Annotated in this window: 20 protein-coding genes; 5 read left to right on the top strand and 15 right to left on the bottom strand. The window is 36.3% G+C overall.

Annotated features, from left to right (window positions below; translation table 11 throughout):
- The first annotated feature begins 87 nt into the window (after positions 1–87).
- Positions 88–810, top strand: a complete 723-nt coding sequence (locus GMD78_RS07670) for a DUF421 domain-containing protein (protein WP_155668234.1) — start codon at positions 88–90, stop codon at positions 808–810.
- On the opposite strand, the gene GMD78_RS07665 is transcribed toward GMD78_RS07670, so the two are convergent.
- Positions 807–1457, bottom strand: a complete 651-nt coding sequence (locus GMD78_RS07665) for a TerC family protein (protein WP_155668233.1) — start codon at positions 1455–1457, stop codon at positions 807–809. The two genes, GMD78_RS07670 and GMD78_RS07665, sit on opposite strands and share 4 nt — an antisense overlap.
- Positions 1458–1747: 290 nt before the next feature.
- On the opposite strand from GMD78_RS07665, the gene GMD78_RS07660 reads away from it, so the two are divergent.
- Positions 1748–2665 (top strand): Gfo/Idh/MocA family protein, encoded by a 918-nt coding sequence (locus GMD78_RS07660; protein ID WP_155668232.1) that lies wholly within the window; start codon positions 1748–1750, stop codon positions 2663–2665.
- 22 nt (positions 2666–2687) lie between these two features.
- Here the strand turns inward: GMD78_RS07660 and GMD78_RS07655 are convergent, their stop codons facing one another.
- From GMD78_RS07655 to GMD78_RS07590, 14 genes are all read right to left on the bottom strand, one after another.
- Positions 2688–3677 (bottom strand): ketoacyl-ACP synthase III, encoded by a 990-nt coding sequence (locus tag GMD78_RS07655; protein WP_155668231.1) that lies wholly within the window; start codon positions 3675–3677, stop codon positions 2688–2690.
- 98 nt (positions 3678–3775) lie between these two features.
- Positions 3776–4126: a hypothetical protein gene (locus GMD78_RS07650; RefSeq protein WP_155668230.1), complete on the bottom strand. Its 351-nt coding sequence runs from the start codon at positions 4124–4126 to the stop codon at positions 3776–3778.
- 334 nt (positions 4127–4460) lie between these two features.
- Positions 4461–4913 (bottom strand): helix-turn-helix domain-containing protein, encoded by a 453-nt coding sequence (locus tag GMD78_RS07645; protein ID WP_343042183.1) that lies wholly within the window; start codon positions 4911–4913, stop codon positions 4461–4463.
- 599 nt (positions 4914–5512) lie between these two features.
- Positions 5513–6244 carry an ABC transporter permease gene (locus GMD78_RS07640; RefSeq protein ID WP_155668228.1) on the bottom strand — a complete coding sequence of 244 codons (732 nt, stop codon included), beginning with the start codon at positions 6242–6244 and terminating at the stop codon, positions 5513–5515.
- Complete coding sequence (locus tag GMD78_RS07635; protein ID WP_155668227.1) at positions 6241–7179, bottom strand: ABC transporter ATP-binding protein; 939 nt, start codon at positions 7177–7179, stop codon at positions 6241–6243. Before GMD78_RS07635 ends, GMD78_RS07640 begins: the two co-directional genes overlap by 4 nt.
- Complete coding sequence (locus GMD78_RS07630) at positions 7179–7910, bottom strand: MerR family transcriptional regulator (protein WP_155668226.1); 732 nt, start codon at positions 7908–7910, stop codon at positions 7179–7181. The genes GMD78_RS07635 and GMD78_RS07630 overlap by 1 nt, the downstream gene beginning before the upstream one ends.
- Before the next feature lie 210 nt (positions 7911–8120).
- A complete protein-coding gene (locus GMD78_RS07625; protein WP_155668225.1) occupies positions 8121–8327 on the bottom strand; it encodes a hypothetical protein in 207 nt (68 codons plus the stop codon).
- A 38-nt stretch (positions 8328–8365) separates the two neighbouring features.
- On the bottom strand, positions 8366–8476 hold the full coding sequence (locus tag GMD78_RS07620; protein ID WP_155668224.1) for a YjcZ family sporulation protein: 111 nt from the start codon (positions 8474–8476) through the stop codon (positions 8366–8368).
- A gap of 268 nt (positions 8477–8744) precedes the next feature.
- Positions 8745–10184, bottom strand: coding sequence for a glycoside hydrolase family 1 protein (locus GMD78_RS07615; protein ID WP_155668223.1), 1440 nt, complete (start codon positions 10182–10184; stop codon positions 8745–8747).
- An 81-nt stretch (positions 10185–10265) separates the two neighbouring features.
- The gene (locus GMD78_RS07610; RefSeq protein WP_155668222.1) at positions 10266–11156 is read right to left on the bottom strand and encodes an ROK family protein; all 891 of its coding nucleotides are present in this window, start codon (positions 11154–11156) and stop codon (positions 10266–10268) included.
- Between the two features lie 119 nt (positions 11157–11275).
- Positions 11276–12301, bottom strand: coding sequence for a LacI family DNA-binding transcriptional regulator (locus tag GMD78_RS07605; RefSeq protein WP_155668221.1), 1026 nt, complete (start codon positions 12299–12301; stop codon positions 11276–11278).
- A 24-nt stretch (positions 12302–12325) separates the two neighbouring features.
- Positions 12326–13153: a carbohydrate ABC transporter permease gene (locus GMD78_RS07600; RefSeq protein WP_155668220.1), complete on the bottom strand. Its 828-nt coding sequence runs from the start codon at positions 13151–13153 to the stop codon at positions 12326–12328.
- Positions 13150–14073 (bottom strand): carbohydrate ABC transporter permease, encoded by a 924-nt coding sequence (locus GMD78_RS07595; protein ID WP_155668219.1) that lies wholly within the window; start codon positions 14071–14073, stop codon positions 13150–13152. Before GMD78_RS07595 ends, GMD78_RS07600 begins: the two co-directional genes overlap by 4 nt.
- 126 nt (positions 14074–14199) lie before the next feature.
- Positions 14200–15486 (bottom strand): ABC transporter substrate-binding protein, encoded by a 1287-nt coding sequence (locus GMD78_RS07590; RefSeq protein ID WP_155668218.1) that lies wholly within the window; start codon positions 15484–15486, stop codon positions 14200–14202.
- Positions 15487–16024: 538 nt separating this feature from the next.
- Between GMD78_RS07590 and GMD78_RS07585 the strand changes: the two genes are divergently transcribed.
- The 3 genes from GMD78_RS07585 to GMD78_RS07575 all read left to right on the top strand — a co-directional run bounded on the left by GMD78_RS07585 (position 16025) and on the right by GMD78_RS07575 (position 19194).
- A complete protein-coding gene (locus GMD78_RS07585) occupies positions 16025–16972 on the top strand; it encodes an ABC transporter substrate-binding protein (RefSeq protein WP_155668217.1) in 948 nt (315 codons plus the stop codon).
- A gap of 189 nt (positions 16973–17161) precedes the next feature.
- A complete protein-coding gene (locus GMD78_RS07580) occupies positions 17162–18184 on the top strand; it encodes a FecCD family ABC transporter permease (protein ID WP_155668216.1) in 1023 nt (340 codons plus the stop codon).
- Positions 18181–19194, top strand: a complete 1014-nt coding sequence (locus tag GMD78_RS07575) for a FecCD family ABC transporter permease (protein ID WP_155668215.1) — start codon at positions 18181–18183, stop codon at positions 19192–19194. The genes GMD78_RS07580 and GMD78_RS07575 overlap by 4 nt, the downstream gene beginning before the upstream one ends.
- Positions 19195–19551: the final 357 nt, after the last annotated feature.

Genomic DNA, 19551 nt, shown 5'->3' with positions numbered 1-19551 from the left:
TTGAATAATATGTATAGTTCTACTTCTCTTTAAGATAATAAATATAAAAACAAGATAATTAATATTTTGGAAGTAGGGACTAGTATAATGGAAATACTTAAAGAAATAGGTACTACTATCGGAAGAATAGCTACTATTATACCGCTTTTATTATTTGTTACATTATTTATGGGAAAACGTGCAATCGGGGAATTACCTATTTTTGACTTTTTAATCATTCTCACGCTTGGTGCAGTAGTTGGAGCAGACATAGCAGATCCCAACATACAGCATTTACCAACGGCTGTAGCCATCATTTCATTAGGAGTTTTTCAGAGAGTAGTTAGCAAATGGAAGATATTTAATCGCAAAGTAGGCAAATTGGTTACCTTTGAACCAACTGTGGTTATACATAACGGAAAATTACTAGACAAAAACATTAAGAATATCCGGTACTCCATTGATAATATTCTTCAGATGCTACGTGAAAAAAGTGTCTTTGATATGGATGAAGTAGAAATAGCTATCATAGAATCAAATGGATCCTTAAGTGTCTTGAAAAAACCACGAAAGAATCCTGTTACAATTGAAGATATGAATATACCAAATAAACCGTCCAGCCTTACATTTCCTATCATTGTCGAGGGAACGGTTTACCAAACGATCTTAGAAAAATTTAATTTAAATGAAAAATGGTTAGAGCAACAGCTTTCGACATTAGGTATACACAATAAAGATGATGTGTTCTTTGCAACCATTACCCGAAACCAGGACTTACATGTTTCCTTAAAAAATGAAAAAACATATGATATTCCTAGCATTAGACATTAATTACGTGCTCGATTATAGCCACCCATTATCATAATGAATATGACCATCCCAATTAAAAACAAAGATTCTAAAAACGGAACGGAAGAGATATATTGTTGAACGAATTGCTCCTTTAGAATCATTTCACCTGCTGTCCATGTAAGCAGACCTGCCCCTAAATAGACAATGAAGGAATACTTGTCCATTATTTTTATAATAAGCTGGCTTGCAAAGAGGATAATTGGGATTGTCAGTACAATACCAACAATTAAGATCAGAAGAAAATTATTACTAGATACAGCAACAATAGCAAGGACATTATCTAAACTCATAAGGACATCAGCAAATATGATGATGATCACTGCATCCTGAAGGGTATTTCCAACTTTAATGTTCGCTTCCTCTTCATTATCAACTAACAACTTATACGCAACGATTAAAAGAAGTAGCCCACCAATTAAATGAATAAACGGTAATTTTAAGAGATAGATCACCAATACCGTAAATATAATTCTAAATGCAACCGCCCCTAAGGTTCCCCATACAATGGCTTTCTTTTTTAATCTATCCGGAAGGTTTCGGCTTGCCATTGCAATCACAACCGCATTATCTCCACTTAAAACTAAGTTAATTAGTAGTATTTTTAACAGTGGCTCAATAAACTCCAATGACCCTAGCTCCTTTCCTTCCCTTAGATTGAAATAACTTGATCCATAGCAAGCTTCTGGCTTGCATATATTCACTAACAGTTAAGCTTATGATGGACAAGTTATATACATTCCAATTTTTTAAAGGGAAAATAAAGAAGTTAGGCAAGATACCTAGCATTTCAGTTAGTTATACTTTCTCGGATATTACGATAATAATTTACATGCTCGTTCTAGAGTACTACCTTTGTTAGCTATTTTGATACATAGTATAATTTAGATATAACTAAAAACCCTGATGAGGTGTCTTTATGAAAATTGGAATTATCGGATTAGGTGATATTGCGCAAAAAGCTTACTTACCCGTTCTATCTGAAAAAGAAGGAATAGAATTAGTGCTTTGTACGAGAAATTTAGACGAGCTACATCGTTTATCCAAAAAATATAGAATTCTAGAAACTGCCCAGTCTGTAAATGAACTAATCAAAAAGCGGATTGATGCAGCATTCGTAAGTACTGCAACAGAAGCACATGTCGAAATAGCTGAAAAATTACTTAAAAGTGGTATACACACCTACATCGATAAACCTATCTCCCTGAATTTCGATGAAACCACACGTATTGTTAATCTCTCTAAGGAAGCTGGAAAAATAGCAATGGTTGGTTTCAACAGAAGATTCATTCCAACAGTTAAAGAACTAAAGGAGCATGGAAAAGCTAATCTCATCCTCATGCAAAAAAATAGGTTTTCCGCTTTCGAATATACAAGAAGATTTGTGGTAGAGGATTTTATCCATGTGGTCGACACGCTTCGATTTTTGATGGATACAGAAGTTAAGGATGTTAAAGTAGAACATCTTAAAAAGGATACCATGCTCGAAACGATTGTTATACAGCTTATCGGAGATGGATGTATTGCTATTGGAATCATGAACAGAAATAATGGTGTTACCGAAGAAATCATCGAATATAATACCGGAACTGATAAATATGTGGTCAACAGCCTTGTAGAAACCACTCATTATCATAATCAAGAAAAAAGCATTTCATCCTTTGGTGATTGGGTTCCGACCTTGTATAAACGGGGCTTCTATCAAATTGTAGATCATTTCATCGAATCTGTTCAGTATAACAAAGTACCAACTCCTTCAATAGAAGATTCACTGATGACCCATGAAATATGCGAACAAATTGTAAATTACATTGAAAAAGGAAAAGCAAGAGGCTAAAGTATCTCTTGCTTTTTTCATCCTAATATTTAAATAACATGGTTGCTAATTGAAATCCACCACCAATGGTCCAAAACAAGATATTATCACCACGTTTGATTCGACTCGACTTAATTCCTTCGTGAAGAGCTATAAATGGACTGCTCGTCCCTGTATAACCAAAACGATCTCCTACAAACATTATCTTTTCTTCTTCAATATGAAAATGCTCTTGAATTCGATTAATATTTCCTATGGAAAATTGAGATAAGCAAAATGCATCGATATCATCAATAGTCATGTCATTACGTGATAATACTGATTCAATCATGCTATAGGTTGGCTCTAAAGCGATATCCCCATCAAAAGGAAGCCAATCAATACTTTGCTCTTTGCCACCTTCCAAAATAGCATTTTTTAATCCGTGACGAGGAAAATACGTCTTATCATATGTAATCGAATCTACATAGTAATGCGAATCTATGAATCCTGTATCTTCCTCCGTCTTTTCTAAAATAACCGCACAAGCTGCATCACCAAAATTTCCGTAAGTGATTTCTTGGTCATGGTTACTCATTAGTGAGTTGTAATCGGAACCAACCACTAATATAGTATTTACATATGGATTTGTTAGCATGTTTCGCGCCGCTTGATCCACTGCGACTGTCATACCTGCACAATTTGCATTAGAATCCATGGTCATGGTTTGATTTCCTGCCTCTAACGCATGGTGTAATTGAATAGCATTTGATGGCGCTGTATATTCTGGTGTTTGGGAAGAAAATACGATCATGTCTAGGTCCTTGCCAGTCATATTAGCTTGCTCTAGTACACGCTTTGATGCTTCAATCGCCATTGTTAACGCATTTTCATCTTTTTGATCAATAATGTATCTATTTTCTCTTCCTAATACATCTGTAAGAAATTTAGTAGCATCTCTACCCTTCTCCTGATAATGTTTCATGTAGAAGGAATTGTTGACTACCGTTTCCGGGTGATAGATTGATATTTCTTTTAGTTTAATATGTGTCATTGTTGGTGCTACTCCTTATCTAGATGATTTTTTTATCTAATTACATCGTCTATAGAAAAATAGACAAGTCATTTGATTAGGACTTGTCCATCGTTATATTAAACTTCCTTTATTTCTGCATTTGCAAAGTTTGCATTACGTAATATTCTATTTAATTGCATTTTAAGAATGGCATTCTCTTTAATTTTTATAACCATCTTATCGAAACCTGATTGTTGATACATTTTAATAGAATTTTCCATGCTAGGAACCATCTCTTGGGTAAGCACATCCATATCCGTGGAATCTACGTTTAGGGTATAATCCGCTGCCTGAACACTTTGCACCTTACTTGTGTAATCTTTTACAAAAGCTTCTACTTGTTCTGGTGTAAATGTTCCTTTAATCACCATATCGATTGATTTTGCTACTGAATTTACTTTAATATCGTAAGAACCTTCTTTTGCCATTTTTCTCTATCTCCTTTGTTTGAATGTCTTTTAACAAGATATACCATTTTTGGTAAACTAGTCAATCACTAAAAACTACTATTTTTCTTATTTTTTCGGCTTTTATTATTACGAGCATTCAGATAATTTTTGTGGATAGGATTAAAAAAGTAGCATTTCCCATGGATGTAAGTATTGAAAAAATGGCTGTTTTTTTAAGTTATTGGATTGGATATTAGAAGAAGAACAGAAACAACGGAATAATAAATATAAGGGGCTAATCCTTATTGGTATTAGTCCCTTATATGTGAATTAGTAAAGATAAAAGAGGTTCTATCACCCTAGTGATAACTATCTATTCCTCTTTATACTTCTCTTTAACAGCACTAGAACCAATACCAGCACCAATAATTAAAATTAATGAACCAAAATTCCAGAAAAACGATCCACCATAAAGGGTAATATCTAATGCAGTAAACTTATTTAACAAAATAGCTCCAATTTTTATGATCATAAGTGCAATACCAAGTAAAAATACTATATCAAATAACGCTTTTAATTTCGGATACTTCAATTGTTTACTATCATTAATTACTTTCTCCTTCAACTCATCATCACTCCTCAATAATTCATCAATGGTTACACCAAAAAAATCACTTAATTTAATGATGATTTCAATGCTAGGATAATTTTGACCATTCTCCCACTTAGAAACTGATTGTCTGCTAACAAAAAGCTTTTCTGCTAATTCTTCTTGAGACCAGCCTTTATTCTTTCTCTCTTTTTTTAACTTATCTGCAAAACTCACTTCGCGATCACCTTTCTTAAGTTTATAATCCATTATGGTTATAACTTTTACCAAAAGTAAAGATAACCCTAGTTGCAATACGATGCAACCTAAGGTTTCCATTGCTATAAGGCCTTGTATATCTTCATTTTGGAGGTCAATGAGTAACTAAAAGTTATAGTAATTATTATTGTTCTAAATTTATTTTGTATTTCACTTAGCATGATTAAATTAAAAAAGGGATACCGTAAATTAAACAATATCCCTTTTTCACTATTCAGTGACACTTTTATCATACTTGGGCGATAAGACTCCTTCCTCAATACGAGACAACGTTTAGGTGGGAGATGAATCGCCAGTTTTTTGTAAATACTAAATCAAAACTCAATGTAAACGAACGTTCCATCTGCTATATAGAGCGTCAACAGCTAGGTATACAGCGCAGTCAAGCGCCTTTCAGAAAACATTAGGTTTCCTGCAACGATTGTTTAGTCGTAGTTTATTGTTCCGTATTAACGGTAATTCGATTACTGTGTGGCTCAGCCACTATGATGAACGCATAGAATTTTACCTGATGAATGAATTGTTAATCTGCTTGTCAAGGAACATGTTATAATTTGTCAATTCTTATTTAAGATAAAGACAGCTCCACCATACCCCAATACACACCATATAAACAGATTGATATAATTCCCTATACTTGCATCAAACGTAGAGGCTGCTAGAGAAGCTCGCATGACTTCTGCCATCGAGTAGATTGGTAGTATTTCATGAAGTGTTTGAAGCCATTCTGGTAGCCGGTCCATGGGGAAATTGACTGGTGAAAACATAAGCGCCCCAAAAACAACTATTTGTGAAATACTTAGTGATGTTGTTGGTGACAACAGATAGGAAAATCCATATCCAACTCCAATCGATGTTAAGGCAATCATCAGCAAAGCTGGAACTACTGTCCAAGAGATATCATATCCTGGGCTAAACATAAGATGTGCGACAATGGCGGAGACGACGATACTAGGAACAGTAATGAATAACCATAGGATAGTATCAGCTCCTAGAATAACAGAGCGTTTAACCGGCCATGTACGCATAAATTCCATGTATCCATCTGATTTAGATGTACCAACCTGTTGAGGTAGAATAACTAATCCTGTCATAATCAAGATGATTGTAGGGGCACCTGTTGCTAAAAAAAGAATTGTCTTCGTATCCGGATTTGGGATTAGATACGTAAATCCTATAACGATTCCTATTGAAATCAATATTTGAATGAGAGCCATAAATACTAAGAACCCTGAGTTTCTAAAAAACTGCATTTGAAAAACATACTTGTAATGGCTTAATATGTTCATGATGATACAACCTCCTTTTTAGAGGTTAATTCAATATAAGCATCCTCAATTGTCGATGGTGACAAGGAATAATCTATACATTGTCCTTTATCCACTTGAACCTTTGCCCATTCAATCGCAGCTGGTACTTCTGATGGATCCATCGAGATAAATAATCGAGATCCATTCTGATGAGTGGAAAGTGCCCAATTTGGTATGTCGATTTCCTTTAGCTCCTTTGCTAAGCTCAGTTCTAATCGCATTTGATTACTAACAGAACCTTTTACTTCCGTTGGGGTCCCTTGTGTTAGAATTTTCCCCTCATTTATTATTGCCACACGATCTACCGCCCTTTCCGCTTCCACTACATTATGGGTTACTAAAATAACAGAAGTACCATCATTTGTTAAATCACGTATCACTTGCCATAGATAACGTCTTCGAACTGGATCAACGTCGTTTGTTGGTTCATCAAGGATTACTAATTTACCAGGAACGATCACCGCCATACAAAATGCTGCCAATCGTCGTGCTCCTCCTGAAAGCTTTTGTCCTTCTTTATTTTCCCATTCCCCCATATCCAAAGCCTCAAAAAGCATATCCAATCGCTTTGGGTCATATTTCTTTCCTGCACGCATCTTCCCAATGAGTGAAACAGCTTGTTTTGGTGTTAGAAAACCTAGTGGAACCTGGGACTGTGGCTGTACAGAACAAATGGATCGAGCAAGTGTAGGTGATTGCAGTACCGATTTTCCTAGCAATTGAATGTCACCACGATCAGGCGTTAATAGTCCTAAAATTTGATTGACCAACGTTGTTTTTCCAGCACCATTTTGTCCGAGAAGCCCAAATATTTCTCCTTCATTAATCGTGAATGTAATGTTATCATTAGCTATTTTCTTTGACTTACCTGGACCAGGGAAAACTTTTGTAACACCTTGCACATCGAGAATCATTATTTTAATTCCTCCTTTGTTAGAAAGACACGTTCTATAAAATGGATGACATCCTTATCCATAGGATAAAAGACAATGCCTTCCTTTAAATTTTGTAGAGCATTCCACATATCGCCAAGTAGTTCTTCATCATTTCCAAACATTTTTTCTACTTGGTTTAACCATCTCTTAACAAGATGTTGTGCCTTTTCCGAACCTGGATCAATCTCAAGGTTATTTTTGATATCACTTATAGCCTCCATCCATTCCTTCATATCTTCTTTACTCATTTGTGCATCCATTTCAATAATTTTTCTCATCTCATCGTTATTAAGGTAATCTTTATATTGCTGAAAGATATCCTCCACATCCTGTTGATACAGTTGAATAATATTGAAAATTATCGACCAATTAATTTCTCCCTCAAATTCAATGGAAAATGATACACCCGTAAGCGCTTGTTCTAACATCTTTAAACGTTCCTGTTCCCGCCTGATCATCTCTAACTGCTGTTGAATCGACTGCTGCCAAGTTGAGGTTGAGCTGTTTACTATATCTTTTATTTGTTCTAGTGAGAATCCCATGTATTTTAAGGCTAAAACACGTTCTAACCGCATTACATCGTCCTCATTATATAAACGATGACCCCCATCTGTTTTTGATGACGGGTTGATCAAACCAATTTCATCATAATAATCTAACGTCCTAACGGTTACTCCCGTGTTCTTTGACAATTTCCCAATCGTGTACATTTCTTCACCCCTTATTTATTTTCTTAAGTATAAAACAACACGTTACGTGTGATTCAATAGTTAAATAAAAAAAGATTAAATTTTTAAAAATATTTTTATGCAAACAAAAAAGAGTAACTCGTATCGGAAATTGATAATAGCTACTCTTTAAAACCACATTTAATAGACTTCCATTAATAATCCGTGCAATTATTGGTGTCCTTCTACCTATTAGAAAAAGAATAGAGATGTTAATAACACTAATGATAAGATAGCAAAGAAAGGAATAAAGAACCCCGATCCACCTGTAGCAAGATAAACTCCTCTCGGTGTAACGTCCTTTATTACACCTCGGAAACGATTGCCACGGTGGTCTACAACTTCAACGCGTTTCCCATAATATTCACAGGCTTTATGATATAAGTGTCTAGATGACATCATTCCTCCTCCTTTATCAATTTCTTTCTAGCAACCTTCTATCTAACGAATGCTGATCCAACAATGATTAACAGGATAAACAATACAACAATTAATGCAAAATTACTGTCTCCTCTTCCATAACTACCTCCACCGTATTCATAGGACATTTTCATTCTCCTTTCTATTAAAAAATTAAGACATTAGATGCCTCTTACTGATAGACTATGAATGACTATTTTTATTTGATTGAGACAATAGTCGACGAATAGAGCACATTTTTAAAATAAAAAAGCACCTTCAATCCAAAGGTGGGTTGAAGGTGCTAAGTTTTGTTACATGATATTCTATTATGGATAATTTTCTCTATGTGAATTGGTTATAATTCAATTAATAGAAAGTCCCATCGATAAAACTTTTTCCATTTAAACTCTATGATTACAATCTATCTCCATTTGAAGCAATTACTTCTTTATACCAATAAAAGCTTTTCTTTCTAATCCTTCTCATATCTTTTTCATCTAATTCATCCCGGTTCACGTAAACAAATCCATACCGCTTTTGATAGCCATTTAGCCAGCTCAATAGATCCGTAAACGACCATGTACAATACCCGATTAAATCCACACCATCTGTAATAGCAGCTTGCAATTGCTCGATATGCTTGCGAATAAAATCAATCCGGTAATCGTCATTGACAACATCATTTTCCTCGAGTTTATCAAATTCCCCTAACCCATTCTCCGTCACCAAGACCGGAAGTCCATAACGGCTTGTGATTCGGCGAAGACCTATCCGTAATCCAGTAGGATCTATTTCCCAATCCCAGTTAGTTGTTTCCAATGTTTCATTACGTTTCCGTTTGAATAAACCTGCATTACCACTTTCAACAAAATTTCCTTTTTTCCCGTCATGGTTTTCCTTAACCTTACCGAATTCCTCATCCAGTGGACTTGCAGTAAATGATGCGGATTGGTAATAATTTACCCCCATGAAATCAGGTTTTCCTGCTTTTAATAGCTCTTCATCCCCGGCTTCTAGCGTTGGTGCTAGTCCGTTTTTTTCAAGATACTTCCAGGCTGTTTTAGGATACTCTCCCCAGCTATACACATCCATCCACCAATGATTATGAAATTCCTCTGCATTTTCTGCTGCTAAAACATCTTCTGGATGACTAGAGTATGAATATGCAGGTCCATAAGCAAAGCTAGGTCCAATCTTTCCATTCGGGATGATTTGTCTAAACGATTGAATTGCCTTTGCATTAGCCAAATTGGCTATATGATTTGCTTCATACATCCGCTTTCGATCACGGACACCCGGAGGATGTGAGGCTTGTTCATACCCATGACTAATAAATATATTTTGTTCATTTAATGTTACCCAATAGGTTACTTTATTCTTAAATCGTTTAAATAACGCAACACAATAATCATTAAAATCCTGAATGATTTCTCGAGATTCCCAACCACCATACTCATCTTGTAAGGCTTGCGGAAGATCCCAATGGTACAAGGTAACAATCGGCTCGATTCCATGATGAAGAAGTTCATCAATTAAATTTTCATAGAATTGTATTCCTGTCTCATTTATTTCGCCTTTACCTTTTGGAAATATACGACTCCATGATACGGAAAAACGGTATGCCTTTAGCCCCATTTCCGCCATTAACGCGACATCTTCTTTATATCGATGATAATGATCAACTGCCACATTACCATTTGTACCTTTAAATGTTTTTCCAGGAATCTTTACGAAATTATCCCATACGGAAGGACCCTTTCCATCTTCATCCCATGCCCCCTCCACCTGATAGGCGGCAGAAGCAGAGCCCCATAGAAAATCCTTCGGAAAACGATCTAATTTTGCATGATACATGGTCTCAACTCCATTTTAAAAGTAATTAATTATAGCGGGAGAGAGGAAACGATCTACTGCCCAAATGAACTGGGATTAAAATTAGTCCTCTTCCCTTTCACGGATGAATCCATATACAGCACCTAGTAAATTGGAGTGCTGACGGAACTCACATGTGTCGATCTTCGGTTTAATCTTTGATGCTTCTAAATGCTTGAGTATACTATCTAGTTTTTGATTTATATGATTAATCAGATCTTCCCTTACACTAATGCCGCCACCTATTAAAATGACTTCTGGATCATAGATATATTGTAAATTATAAATACCTAAAGCTAATAACTGATAAAATTGATCAATAGCCTCGCTACAAACTACATCTCCAGCATTAGCCATATCGAATATAGCTTCGCCTGTTAATTCATCTTCCCCTATATTTTTCAAACGAGCTACCTTTGAAATTAATGCACCAGTGGCAGCAGTAGCACTCCATGTATCGTATCCTGTTCCTGAATCGCTAGGAACCACCATGTACCCGAACTCGCCACCATGAAGATTGGCACCTTTATGTACCATACCATCCTTGATGACGGCACCACCGATACCTGTACCAATAACCATTACGAGAACGTCCTGTTTCCCTTGTGCCTTCCCCTTCCATACCTCAGCATAGCCTGCACAATTGGCGTCATTTTCCATATATATTTGTGCTCCCAATCGATCCGTTATCAATTGTTTTATATTTGGTCCATGAAGATACGGAAGCGCACTATAGCCATAAATGACTCCCGATTCAGCAACAGCTCCAGGACAACTGATGGCTACACCTGTTACATCAGGGTGTTTTTGATAAAGGTCTTCCAATAATTCTAGTAATCCATCCAAGGTTTTTGGTGTTTTTGTCTTATCCATTTCTAAAATAGACGCCTGTTCATCGACAATTCCATATTTGATAAATGTCCCGCCTATATCAACAGCCAAATATCGTTTCATGTCTCCACCTCTTACTCTTTATGCTAATCAATGTTTTTGTCGTAATACTTTCTATCATAAATAAATCTACAAGAATGCCGGTAAAATCAGGCTTTATATAACCTTCAGCTAACAACCATTTATTGCTCAGTGGTATCGATTAAACATGAATCTCGAAGGACTAATTCAGGGTCGACCATAACTGAATTAGGATCTGCTGCTCCGTTAATTAAATCATGAAGCATATATGCTGCTAATTTACCCATTTTATCCTTATCTTGCTTAACTGTTGCAAGTGATGGATCACTATAGCGACACGCTTCAATATCATCACAGCCAATAACCTTGATATCCTCTGGGACCCGGACACCTTTTTCCTTAAGTGCTCTCAATGCCCCTAATGCCATCATATCCGAGACTGCAAACACTGCCTGTGGAATGGATGAGTGCTCCAATATTCTATTCATTGCCTGATATCCACTTTCTTCAAAGTAATCACCGTGTTGGACCCACTCATCCTTTGTGTTCATGCCAAAAAGATTCATATGGCGAATAAAGCTCTCTTTACGAATATTAGATACAACAGAGTATTCCGGCCCCCCAATAAAAGCAACTTCCTTTATGGAGTTCAAATAAAGATGGGTCACAACTTGTTCTGCGACCTTATGATTATCGGTCGTCACATAACTTGATTTCGGACCATTTAGTGCAATATCAACCCCAACACATGGAATATGGCTTTGGTCCAGTGCATGTGTAGCTTCTTCAATGCGATCCCCAGCTATAATTAAACAACCATCTAGTTGAAAATGAACACACCGAGCTAAATAATCCTGCTTATCCCTACTAAATTTGTTATTAGAAAAAACAAGGATGTCATAACCAAGATTTCCAACCGCATTTTTAAATGAATTGACAACATCATTGAAAAACGGGTGGTTCATTTCTGCATTAATATTTCCGGCGTAGATTAAACCGATTAAATTAGATTTTTTTGTTGCTAGCGATTTGGCAGAAAAAGTAGGTTGATAACCCGTTTCTTCAATAATTGCGTTTACTTTTTCTATTGTCTGTTGGCTGATGTTTCCCGTTTTGTTAATTACTTTCGAAACGGTCCCTGGAGAAACATTCGCGAGTTTTGCAATATCTTTAATGGTAAGTTTCATAACATTCCCTCATGTCTTAGTGATCTATTTAATTGAGCCCTCTGTAATACTAGAGATAAATAATTTATTGAACATCAAGAACACTATGACTAAAGGAATCGTCGCCCAAAATACACCAGATAGAATCATCCCAAAGTCAACATTACTTGTAGTGTTCATGGAAGAAAGGGCTACCTGTATTGTATACATATCTGGGTCTCTAAGAACAGTAAATTGCCATAAAAATTCTCCCCAAGTGGCCGTAAATACAATAATCCCCAATGTTGCAAATGCCGGCAATATAATTGGGAGAACAACACTGCGAAAAATACGGAAATTAGAACAACCATCCAACTTGGCTGCTTCAACTAATTCATCCGGGACTGACTGTGAAATATACTGTCTCATCAAGAAAATTCCTAAAGGGTTTAGGAAAAAGATAATCATAGCACCAAACAAAGTATCTAATAAACCAAATTTTGCTACTAAATAATATTGTGGGATCAACCCAAGCTGTGGCGGAATGATCATCGTTAATAAAATTGAAACAAAAAATATATTCTTCCCAGGGAATTTAAATTTTGCAAACGCAAATCCAGCTAATGAACTAATCAATAAGACAACGAGTGTAACGACTAAACAAACAATTAATGTATTAAACATCGCTCCAAAGAACGGGGTTTTTTCCAATACTTTCTGAAAGTTTTCTACTAATTGTTCACCAGGAGTTAAAGTTGGTGGAATCGAGTTATATGCCGCACTTGGTCTTGTTGCCATCACAAACATCCAATAAAAAGGGAATACGGAAAAGAAACCTGCAACAATTAAAAACAGATACACGAAAAATCGACTTATCTTAAATTTCTTTTTCATGATTTAATCCCCTTTCCTTTTTTGCGAATGCCTGATGTTAAATACGTGTTGATGGCAGAGGCAACAACAATAATGAATAGTAAAATGACTGCTGTAGCTGAACCAGTTCCAAAGGATTGCAAGCTAAATGCATCACGATATAAATACATAACAACCGTCATTGCTTCTGTTCTACTAAATGCCTGCGTACCTAAAAACACGGTTGGCTCTGTAAACAACTGCAGCGCTCCAACTGTAGAAAAGAACACAGTTAACACAATGAATGGTTTCAATAGTGGGATGGTTATATAACGTAATTGTTGAAATGTATTTGCACCATCAATTCGTGCTGCTTCATATAAGTCTTTCGGAATACTTTGTAACCCTGCTAAATAAATGATGGTATTGTATCCAATCCAGCGCCAAAATACCATAATGGAGATTGCTATTTTCGCACCCCATTCACTTGTTTTCCACGCCACCGTATCCATACCAAATATATTTAATATGTAATTGGCTAAAGCTGTATCATTGTTACTAAAAAACACACCAAACACTAGTGCAACAGCTACCATGGAGGTGATATATGGTAAAAATACCATTGCTCGAAATGTATTTTTAAATTTTAGATAGGCTTGGTTTAAAATAAACGCCAAAATAATACCAACAATAATCTGAGGTGCCGTTCCCATAATTCCCATTACAATTGTATTGTAAAGAGCCTTCCAGAATATTGGATCCTGTAATACAACTTTAAAGTTATTAAGTCCAACAAAAGACATTTCTCCTAAACCATTCCATTTTTGAAATGCGAGAAACAAACTAAATATAGCTGGGTAAAGTCCAATAATGGCAAAAATAATAAAGAAAGGCGAAATATATAAATACGCACTTATTTTATCTTTCGTTTCCTCTGAACGATATTTGCGGGTAAAGGCCATTGTCTCCCCTTCCTTTCTATAAAATGAACCTTTTATTAGTGGGGAATTATCCGTTACATGCGGGATAAAAGACATTGATGTGGCAGGAGAGACCACCACATCAATGCATCAAAAACATAAAACAAATTATCTGCTAACGAGATCTTTTATACGTTCAACTGCAGCAGCCCATTCTTCTTCAGGGTCCCCACCTTGTTGTTGTACATTATTCATTGCATTTAAAATTTCGTCATGAGCAGGTTTGTATTTCGTACCTTTGTAAATAAAGCTTATGTCTTGTGCTGCATTCGCAAAATACTGTGCAGTACTTTGGCCACCGAAGAATTCATCTTCTGTATTCTTGAATTCATCCATTTCATATACATCTGGTGATGATGGGAAAAGCCCTGCATCACTCTTGAATGAAGCTAATTGATTATCAGGAGATACTAACCATTTCACAAATTCATACGCTTCCTCCTCATGCTCTGTTTCTGCTGGAACAGCTATGTATGAGCCACCCCAGTTACCAGCAAACTCTGTTGGTAATGTTGCAATTCGGAACTTACCTGATGCATCAGGAGCATTATCTAACATCCAGCCTTTCAACCATGCAGCACCTAACTCAATTGCAAAATCACCGTTGTTTACAGCATTTCCCCACTCTGGAGTCCACATTTCATATTCCCCAACAAGACCAAGCTCATTTAACTCAATTGCTAAATCGTATGCCTGTCTAACTGCATTTCCTTCGTTTTCAATCAACAAGTTACCCTCTTCATCAAAGAAACTTTCCTCTGCTCCATCGATAATTGCACGGTATGCCATTTCCATACTATCTAATAAAGGCTTACCGGTTTTTTCTTTTATTTGCTGACCAGCTTTGATGAAGTCCTCTTTGGATTGAATTAAAGCTTCAACTTCATCTGGTTCTGTTGGTAACCCAGCTTCTTCAAATAAATCTGTACGATAAAACATTGCTTTTGGTCCAATGTCTGTTGGTAATCCAAATAAGAAGTCACCATCACTGTTTTCTCCTATTTGCCATTTCCAATCTAAATATTGATCTTGAACTTCTTTTGCACCCACATCATATAAGTTTACGAATCTATCTTGTGCCTCTTTAAATCTATCTAACTGATCAATCTCTAACATGGCAATATCAGGCGCTCCACTTCCAGCGGATAATGATGTAAATAAGCTATTGTGGTGATCATCTGTTTCGGATGTTTTCACTTTAATTTTTACACCAGGATTTTCTTTTTCATATTCCTTAGCTAATTCCTCGTAATTTGTAGCTCCAAACACCCAAAAATTCAACGTAACTTCCCCATCTTTACCTCCACTTGACTCTTTATCTCCACCACAAGCCACAAGCGAAAGTATCATTACAGACAAAATACTAATCATTAATACTAATTTACTTTTCTTCATTACCAATTACCCCCTTATAGGTTATAAATTTTAAAATAGGTGACTATAAAAATACCGGAATGCCATAAATAGGTTTTGTTCACCTCCTTTTTGGCGATAATACTGTTTCTTATTGATAGATTTAGGAAAGCGGTTTCGTAACTAGGAAAATAAAAAGGTTTCCACTACTTAAGAAACCGCTTTCTTTTTCTTATTATATTGCCTGTCGTAATAAAAATCAACAAAAATTTGGAAAATGATCTAAAAATAAAGAAATCGGTTTCCTGAACTGTGTAATCCTCTCTAAAGTTCAATATTAGAGATCAAACAAGCTAGAGTAGTTTTAAAATGCCAATAAATAACAATTCAGAAAACTCGGCGACCTCTAAACCTTTATTCCAAAAGCCTTAGGTGCAGTTACGCAGGATAAGACAGTTTATACTATCCTATACTGTCAAAAAATACATTGACAGTACATTATGATCCAAGTAAAATAAATACGACTCGTAATTGAGAATGAATATCAATTTCAAAATACATAAGGAAAGAGGAATGGTCCATGAATAGAAAATCTTCTCTTTGGTTTGTAGTAATAGCAATATTAGCTTTGATCCTGTCTGCTTGTGGTTCAACTGACAATAACAGCGATGAGTCATCTGAAGAATCTGGTGATGAAAGAATCATCTCCCATGAGATGGGAGAAACCCCAATTAGTGGGAGCCCAGAACGTATCGTTGTGTTAGAATTCTCATTCGTTGATGCGTTAGCTTCTCTTGGAATTACACCTGTTGGTATTGCTGATGATGACGATTCAGAGCGTATTATCGGTCCAATTGCTGAACAGATCGGAGAATATACTTCAGTAGGAACCAGAAAAGAACCAAGTGTAGAAATTATTAGTAGTTTACAGCCAGATTTAATTATTGCTGATATAAATAGACATAAAGATGTCTACGAAAAACTAAGTGAAATTGCACCAACCATTGTATTATCTAGTCTAAGTTCAAATTACGAAGAAAATGTAGATTCGTTCTCCGTTATTGCAGAAGCACTAGGTGAAACAGAGAAGGCTGAGCAACGATTAGCTCAACACGAAGATACAATGAGTGAGCTAAAGTCTAATGTACCAGAAAATGAAAGCCGTACCATATTACCTGCAGTAGTAACAGACACCGGTTTCCATGCTCACTCTTCTACGTCTTACACGGGTTCATTATTAGAATCATTGGGATTTGAAAATGCGATCCAAGGCACAGGAATTGAGGATGCTACCAATAAAATTGATCTAGAAACGCTTGTAGAATCTAATCCAGATATCATGTTCTTTATGACATCTGGAGGAGAAACAATTGTTAGTGAGTGGCAACAGAATCCTTTATGGGAAGAAATTAGCGCCGTTCAAAATGGTCATGTTTATGAAGTAGATCAAAATGAGTGGTCACGTTTCCGTGGATTGATTGCTGCTGAACTGATCGTAGAGCAAACGATCAACCATTTATATAAGTAATATATGATTAATAGCTTTTAAAAAAACAGTCGATTCATCTCCCTCCTAAACGTTGTCTCGTTTTGAGGAAGGAGCCTTGTCGCCCAAGTACGATAAAATGAAAAAGCAGTAAGTAATACTTTGCTGCTTTTTTCATTATCAGCTTAAAATTGATATTTTTTATAGGTAATCAAGGAAGTGATCCTAGTTATGAATGTATTGTTAAAGAAAAATAATACGAAAAAACGCCCTATCTTTTTGGGACTTCTTTTTATCATTGGTATAAGTATTCTTACAGTAGGAATTATGCTTAGTATGTCAATTGGAATTGCTGACGTACATTTTTCCCATATCGTGGAGTCCTTTTTTATTAATGACTTATCAAAAGAGCACTTATTTGTTCAAACCATTCGCTTACCAAGGGCAATCATCGCATGTTTAATTGGAGGAAATCTAGCAGTTGCAGGAGCAATTATGCAAGCAATTACTAGAAATCCCCTTGCTTCACCTCAAATATTTGGGATTAACGCTGGCGCTTCCTTTTTTGTCGTTCTCTCTGCTGTATTCTTTACCGCAGCATCTCCAAGCTCCGTTGTGTACTTTGCATTTCTCGGAGCGACAATTGGGGGGGTGTTAGTTTATTATTTAGGCTCATCTGGCGGCATGACCCCTGTAAAATTAGCATTAGCCGGAATTACGATTCACTTCTTTTTATCCGCTTTAACAGAAGGACTTATTATATTTAATGAACATACAACAGAAGGTGTTCTATTTTGGTTGGCTGGAGCCGTTGATAGCAAAAGCTGGCAAGACGTTAAAATTATCCTGCCATGGAGCCTTTTAGGATTACTTGGATCATTGATCCTTGCAAAATCGATTAGTGTACTTAGTCTGGGAGAGAATGTTGCCCGTGGGTTAGGCCAGAATATAGGACTGATTCGTCTATTTTCTGGAATTTTAGTTGTTATCTTAGCTGGTGCCTCTGTTTCAATCGCTGGACCAATTGGCTTTGTAGGACTAATCGTTCCCCATATCACTAGATATATAGTAGGCGTCGATTATCGTTTGGTGTTACCGTTCTCCGCTTTGTTTGGAGCCATTTTGCTTGTTTATGCGGATATCATAGCTCGATTTATTGCATTTCCTTATGAGTCTCCAGTTGGAATTGTAACAGCGATATTAGGTGCTCCCTTCTTCTTCTATCTCATAAAAAGGAGGAAGAAACTATCATGACACAAACCAAGAAAAGCTCAAGAAGGAACATACTAACTCCTAAGAAACTTTTAGTTATTTTACCTATCGTTATTATTCTATTATCTATTATAAGTACAGGGATTGGAGCAGTATATATAAAACCGTGGGATGTATTTGCCGTTCTGATAGGAACAGGTGCTGAAATGGATACATTTATTATCGAAAACTTTCGAGTTCCACGAATTATATTAGCGTTACTAATTGGATCTGGGTTAGCTGTATCTGGCACGATCTTACAAGGACTTGTTCGAAATCCGTTAGCATCTCCAGATGTGATTGGAATTACGAAGGGGGCTGGATTAGCCGCTATCATTGTTATCATCTTATTTCCAAAAGCACCTAGTATCGTTCTTCCGGTCGCGGCTTTTGCTGGAGCAATGGTAGTTGCTTTCATTCTTTTTGTTCTCGTATATAAACAAGGGGTACAACCAACAACACTAGCTTTAGGCGGGGTTGCATTAGGTGCTTTATGTCATGCTGGTATACAATATTTCATGATTAAGTATCCCCTTGAAATTAATGCAGCATTAATTTGGCTAACTGGAAGCTTATGGTCCAGTAGCTGGGAGCACATTATCGGAACACTTCCGTGGATCATTGTTTTACTACCGTTAACGATTTTCTTGGCTATTAAACTAGATATTTTAAATCTTGGAGATGATGTAGCACAAGGTTTGGGTGAAAATGTAACACGTGTCAGACTACTCATGCTGACCATCGCAGTTGCTTTAGCTGCCGCATGTGTCGCAGCAGTTGGATCGATTGGCTTTGTAGGTTTGATAGCCCCACATATGGCAAGAAGATTAGTTGGAATAAAGCATAAATATTTACTACCAGTTTCTGCACTAATTGGTTCATTGTTAGTAGTAGTGGCAGACTCTATTGGCAGAGGGTTAATCCCCCCAAAAGAGATTCCAGTTGGAATTGTAATTGCGGTAATCGGTGCTCCGTACTTTTTATATCTTTTACGTAGGGAAAGGAATAGTTAATAATATGACCATTAATAGGGGGGAGACATAACTAATACGTATAACTCTAAAAACGAACGATTTAGGCTAAAAAAATATAAACTTTGTCGTAAATTTCAGCATAGATCCACTCCTTCAAAACGAGTATTTTAACACCACTACGGCAGAATACTTCGCTTTCACTTCCAGCACAAGGGCGACATCTGTTCTTGCAGTCACTTTCACAGTGTCTACTTTGCAGCAAGAGTCTACGTATTCTGCCTCCGCTAGTGGTACCAATTCTATTTATAGGGCATGCAATGTATATTTTTAGAAAGTTAAATCGCACGAGTCGGCCTTAAATATTTTAGTCCAACCTTGTATATTCTGCGCTAAGTT

This window comes from Ornithinibacillus caprae (assembly GCF_009728145.1).
In the GTDB taxonomy this organism is placed as follows: Bacteria; Bacillota; Bacilli; order Bacillales; family Amphibacillaceae; genus Ornithinibacillus; species Ornithinibacillus caprae.
The sequence above is the reverse complement of the archived record's forward strand: the minus strand, read 5'-3'. Positions and strand labels throughout refer to the sequence as shown.

Excerpts from the sequence above, each read along its gene's own strand:
- GMD78_RS07575 (WP_155668215.1), top strand. The coding sequence starts at position 18,181 with ATGACACAAACCAAGAAAAGCTCAAGAAGGAACATACTAACTCCTAAG.
- GMD78_RS07640 (WP_155668228.1), bottom strand. The coding sequence starts at position 6,244 with ATGAACATATTAAGCCATTACAAGTATGTTTTTCAAATGCAGTTTTTT.
- GMD78_RS07655 (WP_155668231.1), bottom strand. The coding sequence starts at position 3,677 with ATGACACATATTAAACTAAAAGAAATATCAATCTATCACCCGGAAACG.
- GMD78_RS07635 (WP_155668227.1), bottom strand. The coding sequence starts at position 7,179 with ATGATTCTCGATGTGCAAGGTGTTACAAAAGTTTTCCCTGGTCCAGGT.
- GMD78_RS07580 (WP_155668216.1), top strand. The coding sequence starts at position 17,162 with ATGAATGTATTGTTAAAGAAAAATAATACGAAAAAACGCCCTATCTTT.
- GMD78_RS07620 (WP_155668224.1), bottom strand. The coding sequence starts at position 8,476 with ATGTCCTATGAATACGGTGGAGGTAGTTATGGAAGAGGAGACAGTAAT.
- GMD78_RS07605 (WP_155668221.1), bottom strand. The coding sequence starts at position 12,301 with ATGAAACTTACCATTAAAGATATTGCAAAACTCGCGAATGTTTCTCCA.
- GMD78_RS07600 (WP_155668220.1), bottom strand. The coding sequence starts at position 13,153 with ATGAAAAAGAAATTTAAGATAAGTCGATTTTTCGTGTATCTGTTTTTA.
- GMD78_RS07670 (WP_155668234.1), top strand. The coding sequence starts at position 88 with ATGGAAATACTTAAAGAAATAGGTACTACTATCGGAAGAATAGCTACT.
- GMD78_RS07615 (WP_155668223.1), bottom strand. The coding sequence starts at position 10,184 with ATGTATCATGCAAAATTAGATCGTTTTCCGAAGGATTTTCTATGGGGC.
- GMD78_RS07660 (WP_155668232.1), top strand. The coding sequence starts at position 1,748 with ATGAAAATTGGAATTATCGGATTAGGTGATATTGCGCAAAAAGCTTAC.
- GMD78_RS07650 (WP_155668230.1), bottom strand. The coding sequence starts at position 4,126 with ATGGCAAAAGAAGGTTCTTACGATATTAAAGTAAATTCAGTAGCAAAA.
- GMD78_RS07630 (WP_155668226.1), bottom strand. The coding sequence starts at position 7,910 with ATGTACACGATTGGGAAATTGTCAAAGAACACGGGAGTAACCGTTAGG.
- GMD78_RS07625 (WP_155668225.1), bottom strand. The coding sequence starts at position 8,327 with ATGTCATCTAGACACTTATATCATAAAGCCTGTGAATATTATGGGAAA.
- GMD78_RS07585 (WP_155668217.1), top strand. The coding sequence starts at position 16,025 with ATGAATAGAAAATCTTCTCTTTGGTTTGTAGTAATAGCAATATTAGCT.
- GMD78_RS07590 (WP_155668218.1), bottom strand. The coding sequence starts at position 15,486 with ATGAAGAAAAGTAAATTAGTATTAATGATTAGTATTTTGTCTGTAATG.
- GMD78_RS07595 (WP_155668219.1), bottom strand. The coding sequence starts at position 14,073 with ATGGCCTTTACCCGCAAATATCGTTCAGAGGAAACGAAAGATAAAATA.
- GMD78_RS07610 (WP_155668222.1), bottom strand. The coding sequence starts at position 11,156 with ATGAAACGATATTTGGCTGTTGATATAGGCGGGACATTTATCAAATAT.